At 60.9% G+C, this 17,502-nt stretch carries 17 protein-coding genes; 9 read left to right on the forward strand and 8 right to left on the reverse strand.

Annotation, left to right across the window (positions count from 1 at the left end):
- Positions 1 to 3: 3 nt before the first annotated feature.
- Entirely contained in the window at positions 4 to 915 is a 912-nt protein-coding gene (gene rsmI / locus ACVWXC_RS01935) for a 16S rRNA (cytidine(1402)-2'-O)-methyltransferase (RefSeq protein WP_099812486.1), read from the reverse strand.
- Positions 916 to 1,003: 88 nt separating this feature from the next.
- On the opposite strand from rsmI, the gene ACVWXC_RS01940 reads away from it, so the two are divergent.
- On the forward strand, positions 1,004 to 1,456 hold the full coding sequence (locus tag ACVWXC_RS01940; protein ID WP_011429331.1) for an Rrf2 family transcriptional regulator: 453 nt from the start codon (positions 1,004 to 1,006) through the stop codon (positions 1,454 to 1,456).
- 22 nt (positions 1,457 to 1,478) lie between these two features.
- A complete protein-coding gene (cbiB, locus tag ACVWXC_RS01945; protein ID WP_099812485.1) occupies positions 1,479 to 2,468 on the forward strand; it encodes an adenosylcobinamide-phosphate synthase CbiB in 990 nt (329 codons plus the stop codon).
- Positions 2,469 to 2,750: 282 nt separating this feature from the next.
- Here cbiB and ACVWXC_RS01950 read toward each other — a convergent pair whose 3' ends face one another.
- The 3 genes from ACVWXC_RS01950 to ACVWXC_RS01960 form a co-directional block, all read right to left on the reverse strand.
- Positions 2,751 to 3,035 (reverse strand): hypothetical protein, encoded by a 285-nt coding sequence (locus ACVWXC_RS01950; protein ID WP_011429333.1) that lies wholly within the window; start codon positions 3,033 to 3,035, stop codon positions 2,751 to 2,753.
- On the reverse strand, positions 3,032 to 3,547 hold the full coding sequence (locus ACVWXC_RS01955) for a thylakoid membrane photosystem I accumulation factor (RefSeq protein ID WP_228375408.1): 516 nt from the start codon (positions 3,545 to 3,547) through the stop codon (positions 3,032 to 3,034). Before ACVWXC_RS01955 ends, ACVWXC_RS01950 begins: the two co-directional genes overlap by 4 nt.
- Positions 3,548 to 3,673: 126 nt before the next feature.
- Positions 3,674 to 4,897 (reverse strand): ribulose bisphosphate carboxylase small subunit, encoded by a 1,224-nt coding sequence (locus tag ACVWXC_RS01960; RefSeq protein WP_011429335.1) that lies wholly within the window; start codon positions 4,895 to 4,897, stop codon positions 3,674 to 3,676.
- A gap of 333 nt (positions 4,898 to 5,230) precedes the next feature.
- Here ACVWXC_RS01960 and ACVWXC_RS01965 point away from each other — a divergent pair, with 333 nt between their 5' ends.
- The gene (locus ACVWXC_RS01965) at positions 5,231 to 6,688 is read left to right on the forward strand and encodes a cation:proton antiporter (protein ID WP_457390901.1); all 1,458 of its coding nucleotides are present in this window, start codon (positions 5,231 to 5,233) and stop codon (positions 6,686 to 6,688) included.
- A gap of 1 nt (position 6,689) precedes the next feature.
- Here ACVWXC_RS01965 and ACVWXC_RS01970 read toward each other — a convergent pair whose 3' ends face one another.
- Positions 6,690 to 7,280: an FHA domain-containing protein gene (locus ACVWXC_RS01970; RefSeq protein ID WP_011429337.1), complete on the reverse strand. Its 591-nt coding sequence runs from the start codon at positions 7,278 to 7,280 to the stop codon at positions 6,690 to 6,692.
- A 105-nt stretch (positions 7,281 to 7,385) separates the two neighbouring features.
- Between ACVWXC_RS01970 and ACVWXC_RS01975 the strand changes: the two genes are divergently transcribed.
- From ACVWXC_RS01975 to ACVWXC_RS01990, 4 genes are all read left to right on the forward strand, one after another.
- On the forward strand, positions 7,386 to 7,604 hold the full coding sequence (locus ACVWXC_RS01975; RefSeq protein WP_011429338.1) for an NAD(P)H dehydrogenase subunit NdhS: 219 nt from the start codon (positions 7,386 to 7,388) through the stop codon (positions 7,602 to 7,604).
- A 30-nt stretch (positions 7,605 to 7,634) separates the two neighbouring features.
- On the forward strand, positions 7,635 to 8,369 hold the full coding sequence (locus ACVWXC_RS01980; RefSeq protein ID WP_011429339.1) for a low-complexity tail membrane protein: 735 nt from the start codon (positions 7,635 to 7,637) through the stop codon (positions 8,367 to 8,369).
- A 121-nt stretch (positions 8,370 to 8,490) separates the two neighbouring features.
- The gene (locus ACVWXC_RS01985) at positions 8,491 to 9,291 is read left to right on the forward strand and encodes a hypothetical protein (RefSeq protein ID WP_011429340.1); all 801 of its coding nucleotides are present in this window, start codon (positions 8,491 to 8,493) and stop codon (positions 9,289 to 9,291) included.
- Positions 9,292 to 9,443: 152 nt separating this feature from the next.
- Positions 9,444 to 9,698: a DUF2949 domain-containing protein gene (locus ACVWXC_RS01990; RefSeq protein ID WP_041438079.1), complete on the forward strand. Its 255-nt coding sequence runs from the start codon at positions 9,444 to 9,446 to the stop codon at positions 9,696 to 9,698.
- Positions 9,699 to 10,038: 340 nt separating this feature from the next.
- Here ACVWXC_RS01990 and ACVWXC_RS01995 read toward each other — a convergent pair whose 3' ends face one another.
- The 3 genes from ACVWXC_RS01995 to ACVWXC_RS02005 all read right to left on the reverse strand — a co-directional run bounded on the left by ACVWXC_RS01995 (position 10,039) and on the right by ACVWXC_RS02005 (position 16,035).
- Positions 10,039 to 13,239 (reverse strand): efflux RND transporter permease subunit, encoded by a 3,201-nt coding sequence (locus ACVWXC_RS01995; protein ID WP_099812482.1) that lies wholly within the window; start codon positions 13,237 to 13,239, stop codon positions 10,039 to 10,041.
- Between the two features lie 67 nt (positions 13,240 to 13,306).
- Positions 13,307 to 14,614 (reverse strand): efflux RND transporter periplasmic adaptor subunit, encoded by a 1,308-nt coding sequence (locus ACVWXC_RS02000; RefSeq protein ID WP_099812481.1) that lies wholly within the window; start codon positions 14,612 to 14,614, stop codon positions 13,307 to 13,309.
- A 170-nt stretch (positions 14,615 to 14,784) separates the two neighbouring features.
- Positions 14,785 to 16,035, reverse strand: a complete 1,251-nt coding sequence (locus ACVWXC_RS02005) for an RNA-guided endonuclease InsQ/TnpB family protein (RefSeq protein WP_457390802.1) — start codon at positions 16,033 to 16,035, stop codon at positions 14,785 to 14,787.
- 50 nt (positions 16,036 to 16,085) lie between these two features.
- On the opposite strand from ACVWXC_RS02005, the gene tnpA reads away from it, so the two are divergent.
- Together tnpA and ACVWXC_RS02015 are read left to right on the forward strand one after the other, a co-directional pair.
- Complete coding sequence (tnpA, locus tag ACVWXC_RS02010; RefSeq protein WP_011429345.1) at positions 16,086 to 16,490, forward strand: IS200/IS605-like element ISSoc6 family transposase; 405 nt, start codon at positions 16,086 to 16,088, stop codon at positions 16,488 to 16,490.
- Between the two features lie 222 nt (positions 16,491 to 16,712).
- A complete protein-coding gene (locus ACVWXC_RS02015; RefSeq protein WP_041438081.1) occupies positions 16,713 to 17,492 on the forward strand; it encodes a hypothetical protein in 780 nt (259 codons plus the stop codon).
- Positions 17,493 to 17,502: the final 10 nt, after the last annotated feature.

Here is a 17,502-nt window from a genome sequence, read left to right on the forward strand (position 1 = left end):
GCTCTAGGATTCTGTCTCGTCGTCGCTTGCCGGAGGGGCCAGGGAGGGAGGGGGCTCCAGTTGTAAGCAGAGATCGTAAAGGCGGCGCCGCGTCCACAGGGGGGATCCCTGGAAGCGCCGGGCCAGTTGGCGGCTGGCAGCGGAGCGGGGAAGGCCCTCGGCCAGCAGGCGGGCCAGCTCCTGGCGAACTTCCGCTTCCGAGGGGGAGGTTTCTTCGCCCTTTTCGGAGGCAGGCCGCCCCTCTAGAACAAGGGTGAACTCCCCCCGCGGCGGCTGGGCGGCGCAGTGCTCCAGAGCGGCGGCCAGGGATCCCCGCCAGAAGGACTCGTGCAGCTTGGTCAGCTCGCGGGCCAGCACGATCTGCCGCCGGGGGCCGCAGTGAGCCAGGAGATCTTGCAGGGTTTGCTGCAGGCGATGGGGGGCTTCGTAGAGAACGACGGTGCGCTCTTCTTGGGCCAGTTGTTGCAGACGGGCTTGTCGTTGGCTGGCTTTGAGCGGCAAAAACCCCTCGAAGACAAACCGCCCTGTGGCCAGCCCAGAAGCAGCCAAAGCGGCCACTGCCGCTACCGGGCCAGGCACCGGGATCACCGGGATCCCAGCTTGGATACAGGCGCGCACCAGTTCCTCTCCTGGATCGGAGATGGCGGGTGTGCCGGCATCGCTGATTAGGGCCACCGACTGCCCTGCCGCCAGATACTTGAGGATTTGCGGGATGCGCTGGGCGGCGTTGTGCTCGTGGTAGCTGATGAGGCGGGCGGAGATCTGAAAGTGTTTAAGAAGCTGGCCGGAGTGGCGGGTGTCTTCTGCCGCCACCCAGTCCACTTCCCGTAGGACTCGCAGCGCCCGCAGGGTAATGTCTTCGCGGTTGCCGATAGGGGTGGCCACCAAGTAGAGGCTGGCGGTGGGGCGCTCCATCTCGACAAGGCCAGAGCTAAGCGGGTACTGCTTTCCAGGTTAAGGGATCCCTGTGGCAGGATCGGGGAAGATTGGCGGGAGAAAGCAGGTGCGCCTGACCACGCGAGCTACCTATAGCATCCGGGCTTTGCTGGATCTGGCGATGCTTGGCCAGGTGGCCTCGGTGCGGGCCATTGCCGAGCGACAGCAGATCCCGGCCCCCTATCTGGAAAAGCTGTTGATCGAGCTGCGCCAGGCTGGCTTGGTCTGTTCGCAGCGCGGGGCGCAGGGGGGCTACCGGCTGGCACGGGCACCGCGGCGGATCCCAATTAGCGCCATTTTGGCGGCGGTGGGAGAATCTCTGGATCCTCTCCCGGCTGAGAGGGCAGGGGCTCAGCAGGAAGGCTCTGCGGATGGGCTGGACTGGGTAACGGAGGCCCTCTGGCGGCGGATCGCCCAGCGGGTGGAGCAGGTGTTGGAGGAAACAACTCTGGAAGATCTCTACTTCGACGCCCGCAGTTGGCAGGCAGCCCAAAGTCAGGGGGGAGGGTTTGTGGTCTGATCGCGCCTGCGGGAGGGAGACCTTGCTGTTTTTTCCGAGTCAGCCAGCCGCTCCCCTGGTGCTGGCGGCGGCTTTGGGTCTGGATTACTGGTTGGCAGATCCCTGGGGGTGGCCCCATCCGGTGCGGGTGATGGGGGCGGTCATCGCCTGGGGCCAGAGTTGCATTCTCAGGCGCTGCCCAACGCCGGCGGCCCAGCGCTGGGGCGGGGCAGCTCTCACCCTGGCGCTGCTGGCGGGATCCTACGCGGCAGGCTGGGGGCTGATCGCCGTTGCCCAGGCTCTCCATCCCTGGGCAGGGATCCTGATGCAGATCATCCTGATGGCCAGTTGCCTAGGGGGGCGCAGCCTGCGCTTTGCCGCCTTGGAGGTGTTGGATCCCTTGGAAAAGGGGGATCTGCCGCAGGCCCGCCAGCGCCTAAGCCGCTACGTGGGCCGGGATACGGAGCACCTGACGGAGGCGGAGATCTTGCGAGCGGTGGTCGAGACGGTAGCCGAGAATACCCCCGACGGGGCGACGGCCCCTTTGTTCTATGCCTTTTTGGGAGGGGCGCCCTTGGCTTTGGCCTACAAGGCCAGCAGCACGCTTGATTCGATGGTGGGCTACCGCCATGCCCCCTTCACCTACCTGGGCACGGTGCCGGCCCGCTGTGAGGATGGGCTGACCTGGCTGCCCTGTCGCCTGACGGTGCTGACCCTGGCCCTGCTCAGCGGGGATCCCTGGGGATTTTGGCAGCGCTGTCGCCGCGACGGGCGGGCGGATCCCAGCCCCAATTCGGGGTGGAGCGAGGCGGCCTTTGCCTGGCGGCTGCAGATCCAGTTGGGAGGCACCAATTTCTATCGCGGCATCCCCAAAGAGAAGCCCAAGGTGGGGATCCCGGCTCGTCCCTTGAGCCCCCAGGTGGTGCGGGAGAGTCTGGGGCTGCTGAGGCAGGTTCTGGGGGTGTGGGGAAGTTGGATGGTGGGAGTAACTCTAGTTCTCAACTCTCCTCTCCCTCTAGGAGAGGGGTTGTAAACTACTCCAGACTAAAGTCAGGAGCTTTTAGTAGCCCTGCAGTCGGCAAACCGACCGCGGACCTCTGGGCTGGTTTACAGCAGCCCCAATCGACCGTTCCCAGTGCCTTAAAAGCCGTTTCTGGTGCCCGCAACACTAGGATAATTCAGAAGCAGCTAAAGCTGCCTAAGCCGAACAGAGGCAGAAAAGGCGAGGTCTTGCAGTCAAAACTGAACGGTCTGGAGCGTCGCATGCGCATGGGAAGGAGCTCCGGGATCCAAGGGCTTTTAATCTTAACGGGTGCTAGCTCAGCGCCCAGCGCTGCAGGGCAATGCCGAGGAGCAGGCCCAGGCCGCCAAAACGCAGCACCTGCCAAAAGGTGGCAGGAACGGGGTTAAACACTTCCAACAGGTAGGCTTGCAGACGTTGTTCCAATTGGCTGACTTCCGCCTGGATTTCAGCCCAGTGTTCGGGGGAGAGCTGGGATAGGCGCTCCAGCTCGCGCAGGTCGGCCAGCCGCGCTTGCAAGATCTCGAGCTTGGCTTGCAGAGCCTCAAGGGAATCGGGGGAATCGGGAGGAGCGGTCACGGCTGCGCCTCGGCTGGGGGGGCGGGGGAACGGGATCCGGCAAACCCGGTTTGGATCTCGTTGAAGGGTTTGGCTTGGATCACCCCTGGGGGGACGGGATCCAACTGGAAGAGGGCGCGAATGGCGTTTTCCACTTCGGTGATGGGGCGGTTGCCAATGGATTGGTAGACGAGGTTGCCCTGGGAGTCAAAAAGCAGGGTCTGGGGGACTTGGCCGCTGTAGTATTGGCCACGCTCATCCCCAGGCAGGAGGGAATCGACAGAATAAGGAATGAAATAGACTCCCCAGCCATAGCGAACTTGCAGGTTGGCCAGGGTGGCTGCGTATTTTTTGCAGTCGCTGCTGTCGTCGATGTAGTACACCAGCAGGGCCGGGATCCCTTGTTCTTTGGCCTGTTTCAGGGAGACACGAGGGGGGATCATGCCGCCGTTGGAGCCATAGAGGGCAAAGATGTTGCCGTCGTAGCGGTCGTCGTTGAGGAGAGCATGGGCAGGCGGAGACAACCAGCCCATTAACACGACGCACAAAGCTACCAGGAGAAGACGCAGCCACAGCATGATTCAAAACAGCATGATCCAGGGAGGATTGTCGGGCAGAGGGGAGGCTCTCTCATTGTGCCATTTTGCCCCGGTTCAGTCTCAGGGGCGGTGGATGATGGCCTCGACCCGCCGTTGTTTTTTCACCGGATCTACGCCCACCAGCCGGATGTAGTCCTTGGGAAAACGGCTGAGGCACTGCTCGACAGCCTGACAGGCAGCGGCCCATTCTCTCAGGTGGGCAACTCCACACTCCTGCCAGGAATGAACGCGGTAGCGGCGCGGATCCGCATGCTCCACCAGGATCTCATAGCCTTGGGCCAGGATCTGGCGAAGCTGGGCCTGCACGTCTGGGTTGAGGGAAACTGGGGCAGGATCGGCCGAGTTGGCAGCCACAGGAGGAGGGGATGGCGGGGAAGCGGGGGGCGGCTCTTGAGGAGCGGAGCGCCGGAGGCCAAGGTATTCCTCGGAGAGGCGACGGGCTTCTACTTGGTGTTGCTCGGCTTTGAGCTGGTGGCCGGCCTGGATCAACTGCTCCAGAGAAAATCGCGGTGGCGGAAACTGGGGGGCGCCCTCTTTGCTTTTGAGCAGGCGAAAGGCAATCCCTTCCAGGCCGACTTCTTGGATAAATTGCCATACCTGCTCGTCGTAGAGCTGGGCGCGCAGGGCGCCGAAAAAGTCGATGGCCTGCTCGGGAAAGGCGTCCACCAGGCGCTCAATCTCCTCAAGAGACAGCCCGTCGGCTTGAAAAATGCCGTGAACGATGTGGATGCGGTCGGTGCGGCTGGGCTCCCAGTAGAACTTGCGCATGCGCCCATCGCGGATGAGGGGGGCATAGAGGGTGGAAAAGTCGTTGCCGGTGGCGATGATGGGCACCCGCGGCAGGGGCTTGGGATCGTAGCTGCCGGGAAGCTGCACGTTGGTGGGGTTGTCGGCGATGTTCATCAGGGTGGCGCTCACCAGTTGGGTGTTGACGGTGTACTGGGTCATGCTGTTCAGGCGACCGGCGCCGGCATCCAGGTCGTTGATCATCAGCACGGCCATCTGGCCAAATTTGCGGATGTGCTCGGCAGCTTCACGGTAGCGCAGGCGAATCATACGGGCGGGATCCCCGGCGTCGGGACTTTCCAGCTCGCCCCCCGAGATGTGGACGGCATAGACCTTCATGCGCTCAAAGATGAGGTTGCATTGGAAGGTCTTGCCCTCCCCCTTGCGCCCGTGGATGCCCAAGATGAGCGGAACGGGCACGTCGGGCAGAGGAAGATGATTTTTGGTCAGGTGCAGGGCGACAACTTTAAGAAAGGTGGGGGGGATGTAGTAGCTCATCGGTGGGCCTTAGCTTGGTTGCGAGAGTTTCTATTTCCTCCATTGTCGTTCTGGGAAGTTGGCCCCTGCCCCTCCTCGGCCCAATTCTCGGCGGGCAGCAGGGACAATACTCCAGATAAGTGCTAATTATCTGGACTATCGGCAAGGGGAAAGAGTGCCCACATGGGCGTTGCCATGGGATTACGCGGGAGGTTAGTTTTTGTAACAGTCTTCCGGCAGGGCGACCCCAGAGATGGCAACACAAGCTTTTCTGGCGCTCTGGTCAGGCCGGCTTAGACGAAAAGCTGTCCATCTAAGGGTGAGATCTTGCTGTTGAATTGCCTAAGCTCTGTGTTGCTGGCTGTCGAAGCCGCCGCTCCCGTCGAGGCGCCAGGGGGAGACAACCTCTCTCCCTTGATCTTGGTGGCGGTGCTGCTGGCCTTGGTGGTCATCTACTTGGCCAGCCGCGTTGGCGGAGAAATGGCCGTTCGCCTGAGTTTTCCCCCCGTGCTGGGAGAGTTGCTGGGAGGAGTGTTGGTGGGCGGTTCTGGCCTGGGGTTACTGGTTTTTCCCGAAGGGCCGCTTTCTGCCGAGGCGTTGCCTACCTTGGCCCAGTCCTCAGCTCTGATGCAGATTCTGCAGGCCACCGCGGGTCTTGACAAGGGATCCCTGGTGCAGGTGTTCTCCTCCCAAAGCCAGATCATCGACATCCTCTCGGAGATGGGGGTGGTTATCCTTCTCTTTGAAATTGGTCTTGAGTCGGATCTGGGGGAACTGTTGCGGGTTGGCCCGCAGGCGGCGGCCGTGGCCGTTATTGGGGTTGCTGTGCCCTTTGCGGCGGGAACACTGGGCCTGCTCTACCTCTTTCACGTGCCTGTCATCCCTGCCATCTTCGCCGGGGCGGCTCTGACGGCAACCAGCATTGGCATCACCGCCCGCGTCTTGGCCGAGCTGCAAAAACTCACCTCCCTCGAAGGGCAGGTGATCATCGGCGCCGCCGTCCTGGACGACGTGTTGGGCATCATCATCTTGGCGGTGGTGGCCAGCTTGGCCAAAACCGGAGAGGTTGACGTCGCCGATGTTGGCCTCATCGTCGTCAGCGCTGTCGTCTTTCTCGTCGGCTCTATCGTCTTGGGGCGACTCCTCAGCCCCTACTTTGTGGCTCTCCTCAACAACCTGAAAGCCCGCGGCAACCCCCTTTTGCCCGCTCTGGTCTTGGCTTTCTTGTTGGCCTACGTAGGGCAGGTGATCCACCTGGAGGCGATTTTGGGCGCTTTTGCCGCCGGCCTAATTCTAGGGGAAACCGACAAGCGCCAGGAGCTAGAAGAACAGATCAAGCCCGTTTCCGACCTGCTGGTGCCCATCTTCTTCGTCTGCGTCGGGGCCAAAACCAACCTCGCCGTGCTCAACCCCACCCTCCCCGCCAACCGCGAGGGGCTGATCATTGCCGTCTTCTTGGTTAGCGTTGCGATTGTGGGCAAGCTGGCCGCCGGCCTGGGGGCGTTCGGCAAGCCGGGCATCAACCGCTATGCCATCGGCGTGGGCATGATCCCGCGCGGCGAGGTGGGCCTGGTGTTTGCCGGCGTGGGAGCGGCCAGCGGGGTTCTCTCCGAGGCTCTCGACGTCAGCATCATCGTCATGGTGATCGCCACCACCTTTATCGCCCCCCTCTGGCTGCGGGGAGTATTGATCGGGGAAGTAGACTCTCCTCCTTCTCTCCTGGATCTGCAGGCAGAAGCATCAGAGCAAGACCGCGTCGAAACCCCATCAGCTCGCTCAGACTCAGAGCAGGTGGGCATTCCTGAGAGTTGAATCACCTCGACTTTCTCCCCAAACGTCCCCAGAGCGTCTGGAACAGCAGCCACAGCGGGTTGCGACGGCGGGATCCCACGTCTTCAACCTTCTCCGCCCTCTCCTGTTGGGGCAAAATCACCCGCATCGAGGGCGGGTCAAACCGCTGCATCGTTGTGGAGCGCCGATCCACCACCTCCGCCTTTAGGCTGCGAAAGCTGACAGACTGGAGATACCGCTGAAACTCTTCGTTCGACAACTGGCGAATGCAATACTGCATCCGCACCTGATCCCCCAACTGGATCTGATCCCCATCCTTGAGATCCCAGCTCAGACATTTCTGCCCGTTTACTGAGATGCCATTGGTGCTGCGCTTGCCTTCGATATTGCCGTCCAACAGCCGGTAGGTGTAGCCACCGCCCTTTTGCGGCAGCCGCAAGAGCAGCGCGTGCTGCCGAGAAACCGCCGCCGAATGGACGACAATGGCGTTGCTGGGATCCCTGCCGATGGAATAGGTGGCGGCACTGAGGGCCACAGCCCGCCGTCCCTGCTCGTCATCGATCACCAGCACATGCCAAGTCTGGGAGGGGGAAGACGCTGGGTCAGCAGGCATCGTTTGGGGTTGGCTTTGCCAGAGAAAGGTTCGGCAGAAGAAGGGCCTTCCTTCATAATGATAGGATAGGGCTTAGCCACCCGCGAGGAATCGTAAACAGCCGCCATGACTGCAACTCCCTCCCTTCTTCAGGAACTTCCCCCCATCTACCCTGGCGTGGCCGTGCGGGTCATCAATCCCAACGATACCTACTACCTCTTTGAAGGACAAGTACAGCGGGTTACCGACGACCATGCCGCTGTCCTCTTCGAGGGGGGCAACTGGGATAAATTGGTTACCTTCCGCCTTTCGGAATTGGAAGTGGTGGACAAGTCCCGCCGCTAGCTCCGCTCCGCTTTCCTCTAGAACTTCCCCATGCGCAGCCATTGGCAGGAACCTTTCCTTTGGATCCATGCCGCCGGGATCCTCCTCTTCCCCTTGTGGATTGGGCTAACCGTCATTGGGTTGGCCACCGGGGATCCTCTCCTGTCGGTGGGAGTAGAGCAGGCCGCAGTGGCCGTGGCGGGCATTGGGCCAGTCTTTGCCATGCAGTGGCGCAAGCCCTTCGATGTCTTCAGCCTGTGGGTGGCCGCCGTTCCTCCCGAGGAACTCACCCCCGACCAACGCCGCATCTTGGCTGCCTTCCTCAGCCCCGAACACAAGATCTTGACGCTATTGGCGGCACTCCTGCTGCTGGAAGTCTTTGAGCGCCTCTACGACTTCGCCCCCCTCTTTGCCCCCCTCACCCCTGGCAACGGCACCCGTCTGGCCGGCCTGGCCATAGCCGCCTTCGGGTTTTGGGGGGCCAACCTGTTCTTGCAGATCCCCCTTGCTGCAATACGGGTACTTCTCCTCAGCGAGCCGGAGCTGGCCCAACTGGATCCCATCCCTGCTGAGGAGATCGAGAGCCGCTTCTCCGTTGTTGGCGATCGCCACACCCCGCTATTGCAACGGCTGCTGCGCCGGATTGCCGCAGTCCCATCGCAGGCACAAAAAGATGGAAATCAGAGACTCGACTGTAAAGTAGAAGTAGCCGAAGCTGCCGGCTCAGATGCCGAATCCGAAGGACGGGAGGCTGCCACACCGGAAACGACCCCTGACTTCACTTAGACAGGTTGCTGGGACGGATTTCTACCCCAAAGAAACTGCAGCTGGATGCTAGAGTGGACGGGATCCAGACTGTTGTCTGACCATCGGCGTTCTCCTGATCTTCGAGGCTACCGCACCGGCAATGGCGAGCAACTTTTCCTTCCGCTTTAAACAGTTCACCCAACGCCTCAGAGAAACCACCCAGCTTCCCCAGTTTTTCACCGAGCAAGCCACCAGCGAAACCCAAAACCTCGCGCGGGAGTTGGCATTGGTTGGGGAATACGCCACCCAGCTCAGCCAGGTGGTGATGGAGGTGGACTTCCTCAACCAGCTCTACACCCGTCTTTTGAACGAGCGGGAAGTGCTGCAGCAGGAAAAAGACAACTTAGAAGCGCGGGTCTTCGAGTTGCAGCAGGAGCGCAACGAGACTGAACCCCAAGTGATGTACCTACGTGAACAACTGAGCCAGGCCGCCTTTCAACTGGAGCAAACGCAAAACCGCGAGCGCAGCCTCAGCGAGCGGGAACGGCAACTGTCGGAGATCGTGGCCCAACTGGAGCGCCGGCGGGCTGTGCTCAACCAGGCCATCGAAAACCTCACCAACCAAGAGGCCGATTACACCGTTCGCAACAAAGAGCTAGAGGCCGTCATCAAAGATAACGAGCGCAAAGCCAAGCAATACCTAGAAGCCGCCAACCACTACCGGGCGTACTTGGAAGAGCTGAACGCCCAGATACAGGAAGCTCAGGCCAAGCTGAGGAGCCTCGGTGTTGAGCCCAAACCCGCCGACCTGCCGCGGCTTGAGGATATGGAAAAGCCAACTCCCATCCCCACGCCGCCGCCCTCTACTCCCATCGGCTACCCACCACCCCAACAGCCTCCTCCACCCCAGTCGGGCGGCTACTGGTCGGACAGCCCCTTCGATGACGATCCCTGGAGCTAGGGGCTATCCCAACAGCGCTTGTAAGTCAGCTCTGCGGCAAAGCTCAGTGCCCTCTGCCCTGAGCCGCCTTGGGAGAGCTGAGGGAGACGCGTACCCTAAAGAAGAGATCCACAGTAGGGGATCCAGCGTCCAGTTACACCCAAGCCAGACCTATGGAACTGACTGTGCCGGATTTGCAAGCCCTCAGCCAATGGGATCGGCAGTTCTGCCGCTTTGCCGAGCAGCAACAGCTCCTCAAGCCCAAACAACTGGCCTTGGCCCTGAAGATCCAGCGGCAGCAGCACGGCCCCCTGGCCTTGATCCTCTGGCAGTTGGGGTTTGTGGGCCTGCAGCACTTGGCGCAGTTTTGGGAGAGAGTATCTGGCGACGCTGACCCGGAGCTGCTCCAAGACAAGGCCTTCGGCTGACAAAAAGGGTGACTGCTGCCGTCTGTTTTCCTGGCCGAGGAGCGAGACTGCAGTATGGCCTTTTCGGACTCCACCGTCACTCATCCTGAAAGTCCTGTAGCGGTGAGCTGCGGCTCCCTTCCTGCAGCGCCGCCCGCCCCCCAGCCACCATCGGGTGAATCTTCTGGTTAGCTGACCTGTTGTACTTGGCCGACTGCCGCTTGCGTAAGCAGAAGAGGGAAAGACAGCACTCTGCACCGCTCCTGCAAGAGGGTGGCTGGGCGCTCTTTCAGCGTGGTTGGCCTACCAACCCTGTCGCTGGAAAAAGCTGGAATCCACAGCCATAGGTTTTGCCCTGCAATCAAGTCGATTCTTCCGGCAACAGACCCTTGGGATCCTCCGGCGGCGGCAGATGGGCCAGATCCCCACGGGATTCGCTCCCCAAAACTCGCGCCTGGATTCTCTTGATCACGACATAGAGCACCGGCACCACCAGCAGGCTGAGCAGGGTCGAGACGAACATACCGCCGATAACAGCCGTGCCCAGAGACTGGCGGCTGGCAGCCCCGGCGCCACTGGCCACGGCCAGCGGGAAAATCCCCAGGATCGTGCTCAGGGCCGTCATGAGGATGGCGCGGAAACGGGTCTCCGCCGCCTGGATCGCGGCCTTGACCAGCGGGATCCCCTGGGCAACCAGTTGGTTGGCAAACTCCACGATCAAGATCGAGTTCTTGCTGGCCAGACCGATCAACATCACCAGCCCCACCTGGCAAAAGATGTCGTTGGCCAGGCCCCGCAGCAGTTGGGCCGAGAGCGCCCCCAGAACCGCCAGCGGCACCGCCAGCAGAATGATCAAGGGATCCACATAGCTCTCAAATTGGGCCGCCAGCACCAGGAAGACGAACACCGACCCCAAAGCGAAGATCAGCGGCGCCTGTCCCCCCGACTCGATCTCTTCCAAGGACAGGCCCGACCACTCGAAGCCAAACCCCTGCGGCAGCAAGCGGGCAGCCAGACTTTCCATAGCCCGAATGGCTTGCCCTGAGCTGAAGCCCGGCAGCGGGCTGCCCTGGATCTCCGCCGAGCGGAAGAGGTTGAAGTGGTTGATGATTGCAGGGCCGGTGGTCTCCTCCACCTGAACCAGGGTGCTCAAGGGCAAAAGCTGCCCCTGCCCACTGCGCACGTAGAACTGGCCGATACGTTCGGGGCTGCCCCGGAAAGCCTGATCCGCCTGCACATAGACCCGGTAGTTGCGGTTGAACAGGTCGAAATCGTTGACATAGGTGCCCCCCAACAGGGTCTGCAGCGTGCCGAAGACCTCGGCCAGCGGGATCCCCAGCACCTGGGCCATGTCCCGATCCACCTTGACCTGCAACCGGGGGGAGTTGGCGTTGAAGGTGGGCGGGTTAATCCGCACGCCCAGGGGGGGTTGGCCCGGCGGGGGCGGCGCGTTGCCCACGAAGAAAAGCGTGTTGGCCGTCTGCTGCAGCAGGTTGAAATCGTTCACCCCCCGATCCTGGAGCTGGAAGGTGAACCCGCCCGTAACCCCCAAATCGGGAATGGCTGGCGGCAAAATCGGGATCACCAACGAGCGGCTGATCCCGCCCAAAAAGGGCCCGAACAGCCGGTTGACAATCGCCTGCGCCGATTGTTCCGGTCGCCGCCGCTCGTCCCAGGGCTTGAGGGTGGCGAAGATTAACCCGTTCCCCGGCGAGGGCCCGGTAAAGCTGAACCCCCCCACGATCACCTGGTTTTCGATTTCCGGGATCCCGTCCAAAATGGCGCTGGCCTGCCGGATGACCCGGTCGGTGTAATTGAGAGAAACCCCCGGCGGCCCCTGGATGATGGTGATGAAAAAGCCCTGATCCTCATCCGGCACAAACCCGGTCGGCACGACCTGGAACAGCCAGTAGGTGAGGCCCAGACAGGCGACAAACCCCGCCACCACCAGCAGCCGCAGCTTCACCACCAGCTCCAGGAACCGACGATAGGCGGCGCGGATCCCTTCCACGGCCCGGTCAAACCAGCGCAACAGCCAAAACATCTGCTCCGAACGGGGGCGGATCAGCAGCGCCGACAACGCCGGAGCCAGGGTAATGGCATTGAAGGTAGACAGCGAAACCGATACGGCAATGGTGACGGCAAACTGCCGGTAGATGCGGCCACTGGTGCCGGGAAAGAACGCGATTGGCACAAACAGGCCCAACAGCACCAGCGTCGTGGCGATCACCGCCCCCAGGACCTCGTTCATCCCCGCCGAGGCCCCCTGCAGAGGCCGCATGCCGCGGTCGCGGATGTAGCGGGAGATGTTCTCCACCACCACGATGGTGTCGTCCACCACCAGGCCGGTGGCCAAGGTGAGGCCGAACATGGTCAGGGTGTTGATGGAAAAGCCGAACAGGCGCACAAACGCAAACGTCCCCAGCAGCGCCACCGGGATCGTGACAGTGGGGATGAAAGTGATGCGCCAATCCTGCAAAAAGATAAACAGCACCAGCACCACCAGGACAATAGCCTGCAGCAGGGTGAAGATCACCTCCTGCACCGACTCCGTAATAAACAGCGTGGCGTCGAAGGCGATCTCGTAGATCAAGCCGGGCGGGAAGCTACGGGAGAGCTCCGCCAACGTCTGCCGCACCTGCCGCGACACCTCCAAGGCGTTGGCATCCGGCTGCTTGGTGATGGCGATCCCCACCGCCTCCTGGCCGCCGATGCGGAAGAACGTATCGTAACTTTGGGCCCCCAGCTCCACCCGACCCACGTCGGCAATGCGCACCAAGCTGCCGTCGGGGCTGGCTTTGAGCACAATTTGGGCAAACTCCTCCGGCTGCGACAGCCGCCCCGTGGCCTGGACGCTGATCTGAACCTCCTGATCCGGGGGGCTGGGCTGGCTGCCGATCTGTCCGGCAGGCACCTGGATGTTTTGCTGGCGCACGGCGTTCACCACATCCAGCGCCGTCAGCCCATAGCCGGCCAGCCGCGTCGGATCCAGCCAGATGCGCATGGCATAGGTGCGCTCCCCGAAGACGATGACATCGCTGACGCCGCGAATGCGCCGCAGGGCATCGCGCACGAACAGCTCGGCGTAGTTGCTCACAAACAGCTCGTCGTATTCCCCTGCCTCTGAGCGCAGCGCCACCACCTGCACAAAAGCGCTATCGCCGGCCTTTTCTACACTAAGGCCGTTTTGGATCACCTCTGCCGGCAGCCGCGCCTGCACCCGTGCCACCCGGTTTTGCACATCCACAGCCGCCGTGTCCAGATCCCGATCCGGGCTGAAAGTGACGGTGATCTGGCTGGTGCCGTTGCTGCTGCTCACCGAAGAGATGTAGCGGATGCCCTCGACGCCGTTGATCTCCTGCTCCAGCACATTGGTTACCGCCGTCTCCACCGTCTCGGCATCGGCTCCAGGGTAAACGGCGGTCACCCTCACCGCCGGCGGCGCCACCTGCGGGTAGTAGTCCACCGGCAATAGGGGAATGCTCACCGCTCCCACCAGCACAATGATGATGGAGCAGACGCTGGCAAAAACAGGACGGCGAATGAAAAAGTCGACAAACATAGGCCAGGGATCCGCGTAAGGAGTAGAAGGGGATGACCAAGTTGGGAAACCGCTCAAGAGGAGAAATCTAGGGCGGGGATCCAGGCGGTCTCCCCTCCCCTTGCATCCTCTGCTGCAAAAGCACCTCATCGACAATCGGGGCGCCATCGCGGATTTTTTGCAGGCCGCTCAGCACAATCGGCTCGTTGGCCTTCAGCCCCTCCAGCACCTCGTAGCTGTTGCCGTAGAGGGATCCCAGCCGCACCGGCCTTTGCACCGCCACCGCCCCGGGGGGCTTGCCCTCCTCAGGTGGCTCTGTCGTCTGCACCGTGTAGACAAAGGTTTGGGCGCCCAGACGGGCTACCGCCGTTGCCGGCACCAGCAAAGCTGGCCGCTCCTCCCAGAGGATGCGGGTTCGCACAAACTGGGCTGGTCGCACCAGCGGGCCGTAGGCCTTGCGCAACTGGCCGGCGGGGTTCTCCAGCAGGGCCTTGGCCAGCACCGATTGCGTGCTGGCATCGGCTTCAGGCGCGATGAAAGAGATTTGGCTGGTGCCGATCACCTCGCCGCGGCTGTCCAAGATCTGCACCGGTGTGCCGATGCGCAGGCGGGGGGCCTGCTGCAGCGGGATATTCAGGTTCAGCTCCAGCGCCTGGGTTTGGGTCAGGGTGGTCAAAACCGTCTGGGGCGTCACATAGTCCCCCTGCCGCACCAACACTTCCCCGACAATACCGGCAAAGGGAGCCGTGACCTGGAAAAACTGCAATTGCACCTGCTGCCGCTCCGCCTCGGCCCGGGCCCGCTCCACCTCCCGCTCTGCCCGCACAATGGCCGCCTCTTGGGCCCGGATCTGCTCCTGTTGCGCCGCCAAGGCCGCCTCCGCCTGGCGCAGATCGCGGCTGGACTGATCCACTTGCGCCTGGCTGATGGCCCCCTCGGCCAAGAGGCGCAGGTTGCGCTGGTGTTGATCCCGGGCGAACTCCGCCGCTGCCTCCAGCCGCAGGCGATCCGCCCGCAATTGGCTGAGCACGGCTCGGCTGCTCTCCAGGTTGGCCTGAGCCGCCGCGATCCCGGCCGCTTGGCCGGCCACCGCCGCCTGTTGTTGCCGGCTGTCGATGGCAAACAGAGGCGCCCCGGCAGAAACCTGGGATCCCAGCCGCACGAACACCTGGGTCACCTGGCCGCTCACCTGGGGCCGAATACTGGCCACCTGCTGGGATCCGAGGCTGGCGATGAACTCCGACGTCTCCTGAATGAGCCGTTCTTCCACGGCGCCGATGGCCACCGGTGTCGGCTGGCCTTCTCCACTCTCCATGCCGCGAGGGGGCCCGCCGGGCCGACAGGCAGCCAGGAGCAAAGAAAAACCCAACAGCGGCAGAACTGTTCGCAATCGCATCCTCAACCTGCTCCCCCAACGAGCACCCAAACAGAGGGATCCCCCATCTGCATTGGCTCAACCAACCAAGGTAATGAGCCTGTGCCTTCCTGTGCCTGTGCAAAAGCGCTGGCCATCCTTCCCAATCCAGAACTAAGTTGACACTCCCGCCGCCTGAAGGCGGGGGATTCTTACGCAGTCCACAGAAGGACCCGTAACGGCGTTGTCAAAGCGCCTCTAGACAGTTCCTTAAGGCAAAGCCCCAAGGTTCTGCTGACTTTCTTAAGCAGGTTGGCGGCAGCATTAGCATCAGCGTTGACCAACCACCCCTTTGCCGTTTGGTACAGGCCCCGCTTGACACGCTTCCCAGAGGGTCTCCACCCGTCGGGTTTTTCACCATAATTAGGTAGCTCATCTCCATCTAGGAAGCTCGCCTGCGAACTGTACGCCTCCTCCGCCTCGATAAACTCAATGCCATAGTGCTGACATAATTCCGCAATACGCTCCTTTAACCAACCTGTTGGAATTAAAACAAAGTTTTGGTTATTGACCTTCCCTAAACCGCATTCTTGCTTTTGTTCTTTGTTCCAACCAAAGATGATTCTCCCAATCGAGTGGTGCAAACAGAAGTCAATGACCTTGCGCGCAGCTTTGTGAATTGCATCTCGCATCCTCCGGCTTCTTTTTTCCGTAATTCGCTCAAGTTTCTGCGACCAAAACCCCTGCGGCTTGTCAGTCTTAAGCCTAGCCACCTCCTTGTTGTACCACTGGTTAAAGGATTTGACTTTGCGTCCGTCAATGATGAAGCTATGCCCTAAGTTGCTAACGCACGTAAGCCAGTTGTTTACTCCGTGGTCAATTGCTAGTACCTTTTTTGGATCCAGCGATTGCGGTTGAGCGGGCTTAGCATAGATCCACTCCAAGTAGAACACCCCATGCCTGGGCAGAATTCTTAGCTCCTTAATATTTTTCCAATCTAAGTTGGTAGGAAATCGTATCCAGAAAGCGTCTATCCCAAACCAAGCTTTGACCCGGTTGCCGAGCGGCACTCTGACTCTTCCTTCTTGGAACTTAAGCCACTTCTTCGGGTATGCTACCGTGAACATTCCCTTCTTACGGTAGCGCGGTAGGTTTGGTCTTAAGCTAATCTCTTCTTGCAAGAAAAGTTTCAGCTTTGTCTTAAAACTACTTAGTGCCTCAGCTACAGACTTACACGTCTGTTGTGCGGCGGAAACATACATTGCGATAAAGTGCTTGTTTTTGGTTCTCACCATTTCAGCGCAAAGCTCACCATAGCTTGCCAATCGCTTTGTTTTGAAATAGACTTGTCGCGCATAGTACAAAGCGCAGTTGTACACCTTATTAGACTGTTGACACAAGTACTCTAATAGGGGGAGTAGCTCCCTGTCCCTGACGAGAACCTGCTGACAGCCGTACCCCATACTTGTTGGTAAGTGGCATGATAACTGCAGTCTAACATAAGTAAGCAACAATGCGAGAGGGAAGCCAACGGTACAATCACTACAACCATGCTGTGGGGCTAGCGGTTGTTCGCCTCGTTTTTTGCCCAAAGAGAAGGAAAAAGGTCTTGGTAGGAGAAGTCAGGAACAGGTTGTTTGAGCTATGGCAGGAGCTGTCTAGCGAGAAGGGTTGGCATGTGAGAGCGATTGAAATAGCTCCAGACCATGTCCACCTGTTTCTTGAGATTAAGCCTACCGACCCAATTCATCTTGTGGTAAAAGCATTCAAAGGTAGAGCTTCCAAATATTTAAGGCAGAAGTTTCCTAACCTGCGAAAACTACCTAGCCTTTGGAGCAGAAGTTATTTTTTCTGTACTGCGGGGAATGCTAGCGCTGAGGTAATTCAAAACTATATCAATGACCCACATCATTGGTAAGCGACTAAAGTCGCTCTCGGGTTTTTCCGCCCCGCGCTAAAGTGCGAGGCTACCAAGCTATCCCTCTGTGTAGGCTTAGCCAAAAGCCCAGCTTCGGGATCCAGAGCCCCAACTGGCCGGACAACGGCCATCTTCGGCTAGACTGTTCCAAAGTTGTCGCGCAAGCAGCGGGTCTTTTGTTGCCTGGCGCGAAGGCGAGTTGCCGGGGTTAAAAAAGCTGACATGAGAACTGTGGCCGTAACCTGGTTTCGCCCACCGCAGCTTCAGCTTCGTCCTCAGCACTGGCTGTGGAGCTGCCTCGGGGCAGCAGCCATCACAGCCCTCACGGCGGCTGCCGCTTGGGCGCGGCCGGTGTTGGAAGTGCGCATGACCATGGGCTTGCCCATCAGCCCCAACTACTGGTACCTGGTGGCCCTCAGCCGGGCCGGCAGCCCCGGCCCCACCGCCAATCTGGTGGATCCCAATGTCCGCGTCGGGCCCAATGAGTATGCTTTTGTCCAGAACTGGGACTACCTGATCCGGGTTACCCCCCTCAACGAAGAGTCGGTCTTGCAGTCCACCATCCAGCGGTTTGGCGAGCCGGAGCGGGAGTTTGCCGTCGGCTTCAACCAGGTGCGGGTGGAGCGCCTCAGCCGCGACCGCGACACCCTCCGCTTGCAGATCGACATCTCCGAGCTAGAGGGCCTCGACGGGCGGGATCAGGATATCCAGGTGGCTCTCCTCACCGCCCGCGCCCCCTTCCGCGTCGCCCCCGAGGAAACCAACTTGGCCATTGACGCCACCCGCGGCGAGCTGCCCCACTACTACCGCCTCAGCCTCTCCAACCAGCGGCAGGTGGTCGTGGACGATCCCCAGCGCCAGGAGACGATGCGCCGCAGCCGAGAATTGATCCAACAAAGTGGCTCCGGGGCTGCCCTCAGCCGCGAGCTCATCGAGGGGGGAGCCTTGGAAATTTTGGCCGCCAACATCCTCACCTTTGAGCTGCGCCTGGTGGATCGCTAGGGATCCGCTC

The organism is Thermostichus sp. OS-CIW-20, from assembly GCF_054061455.1.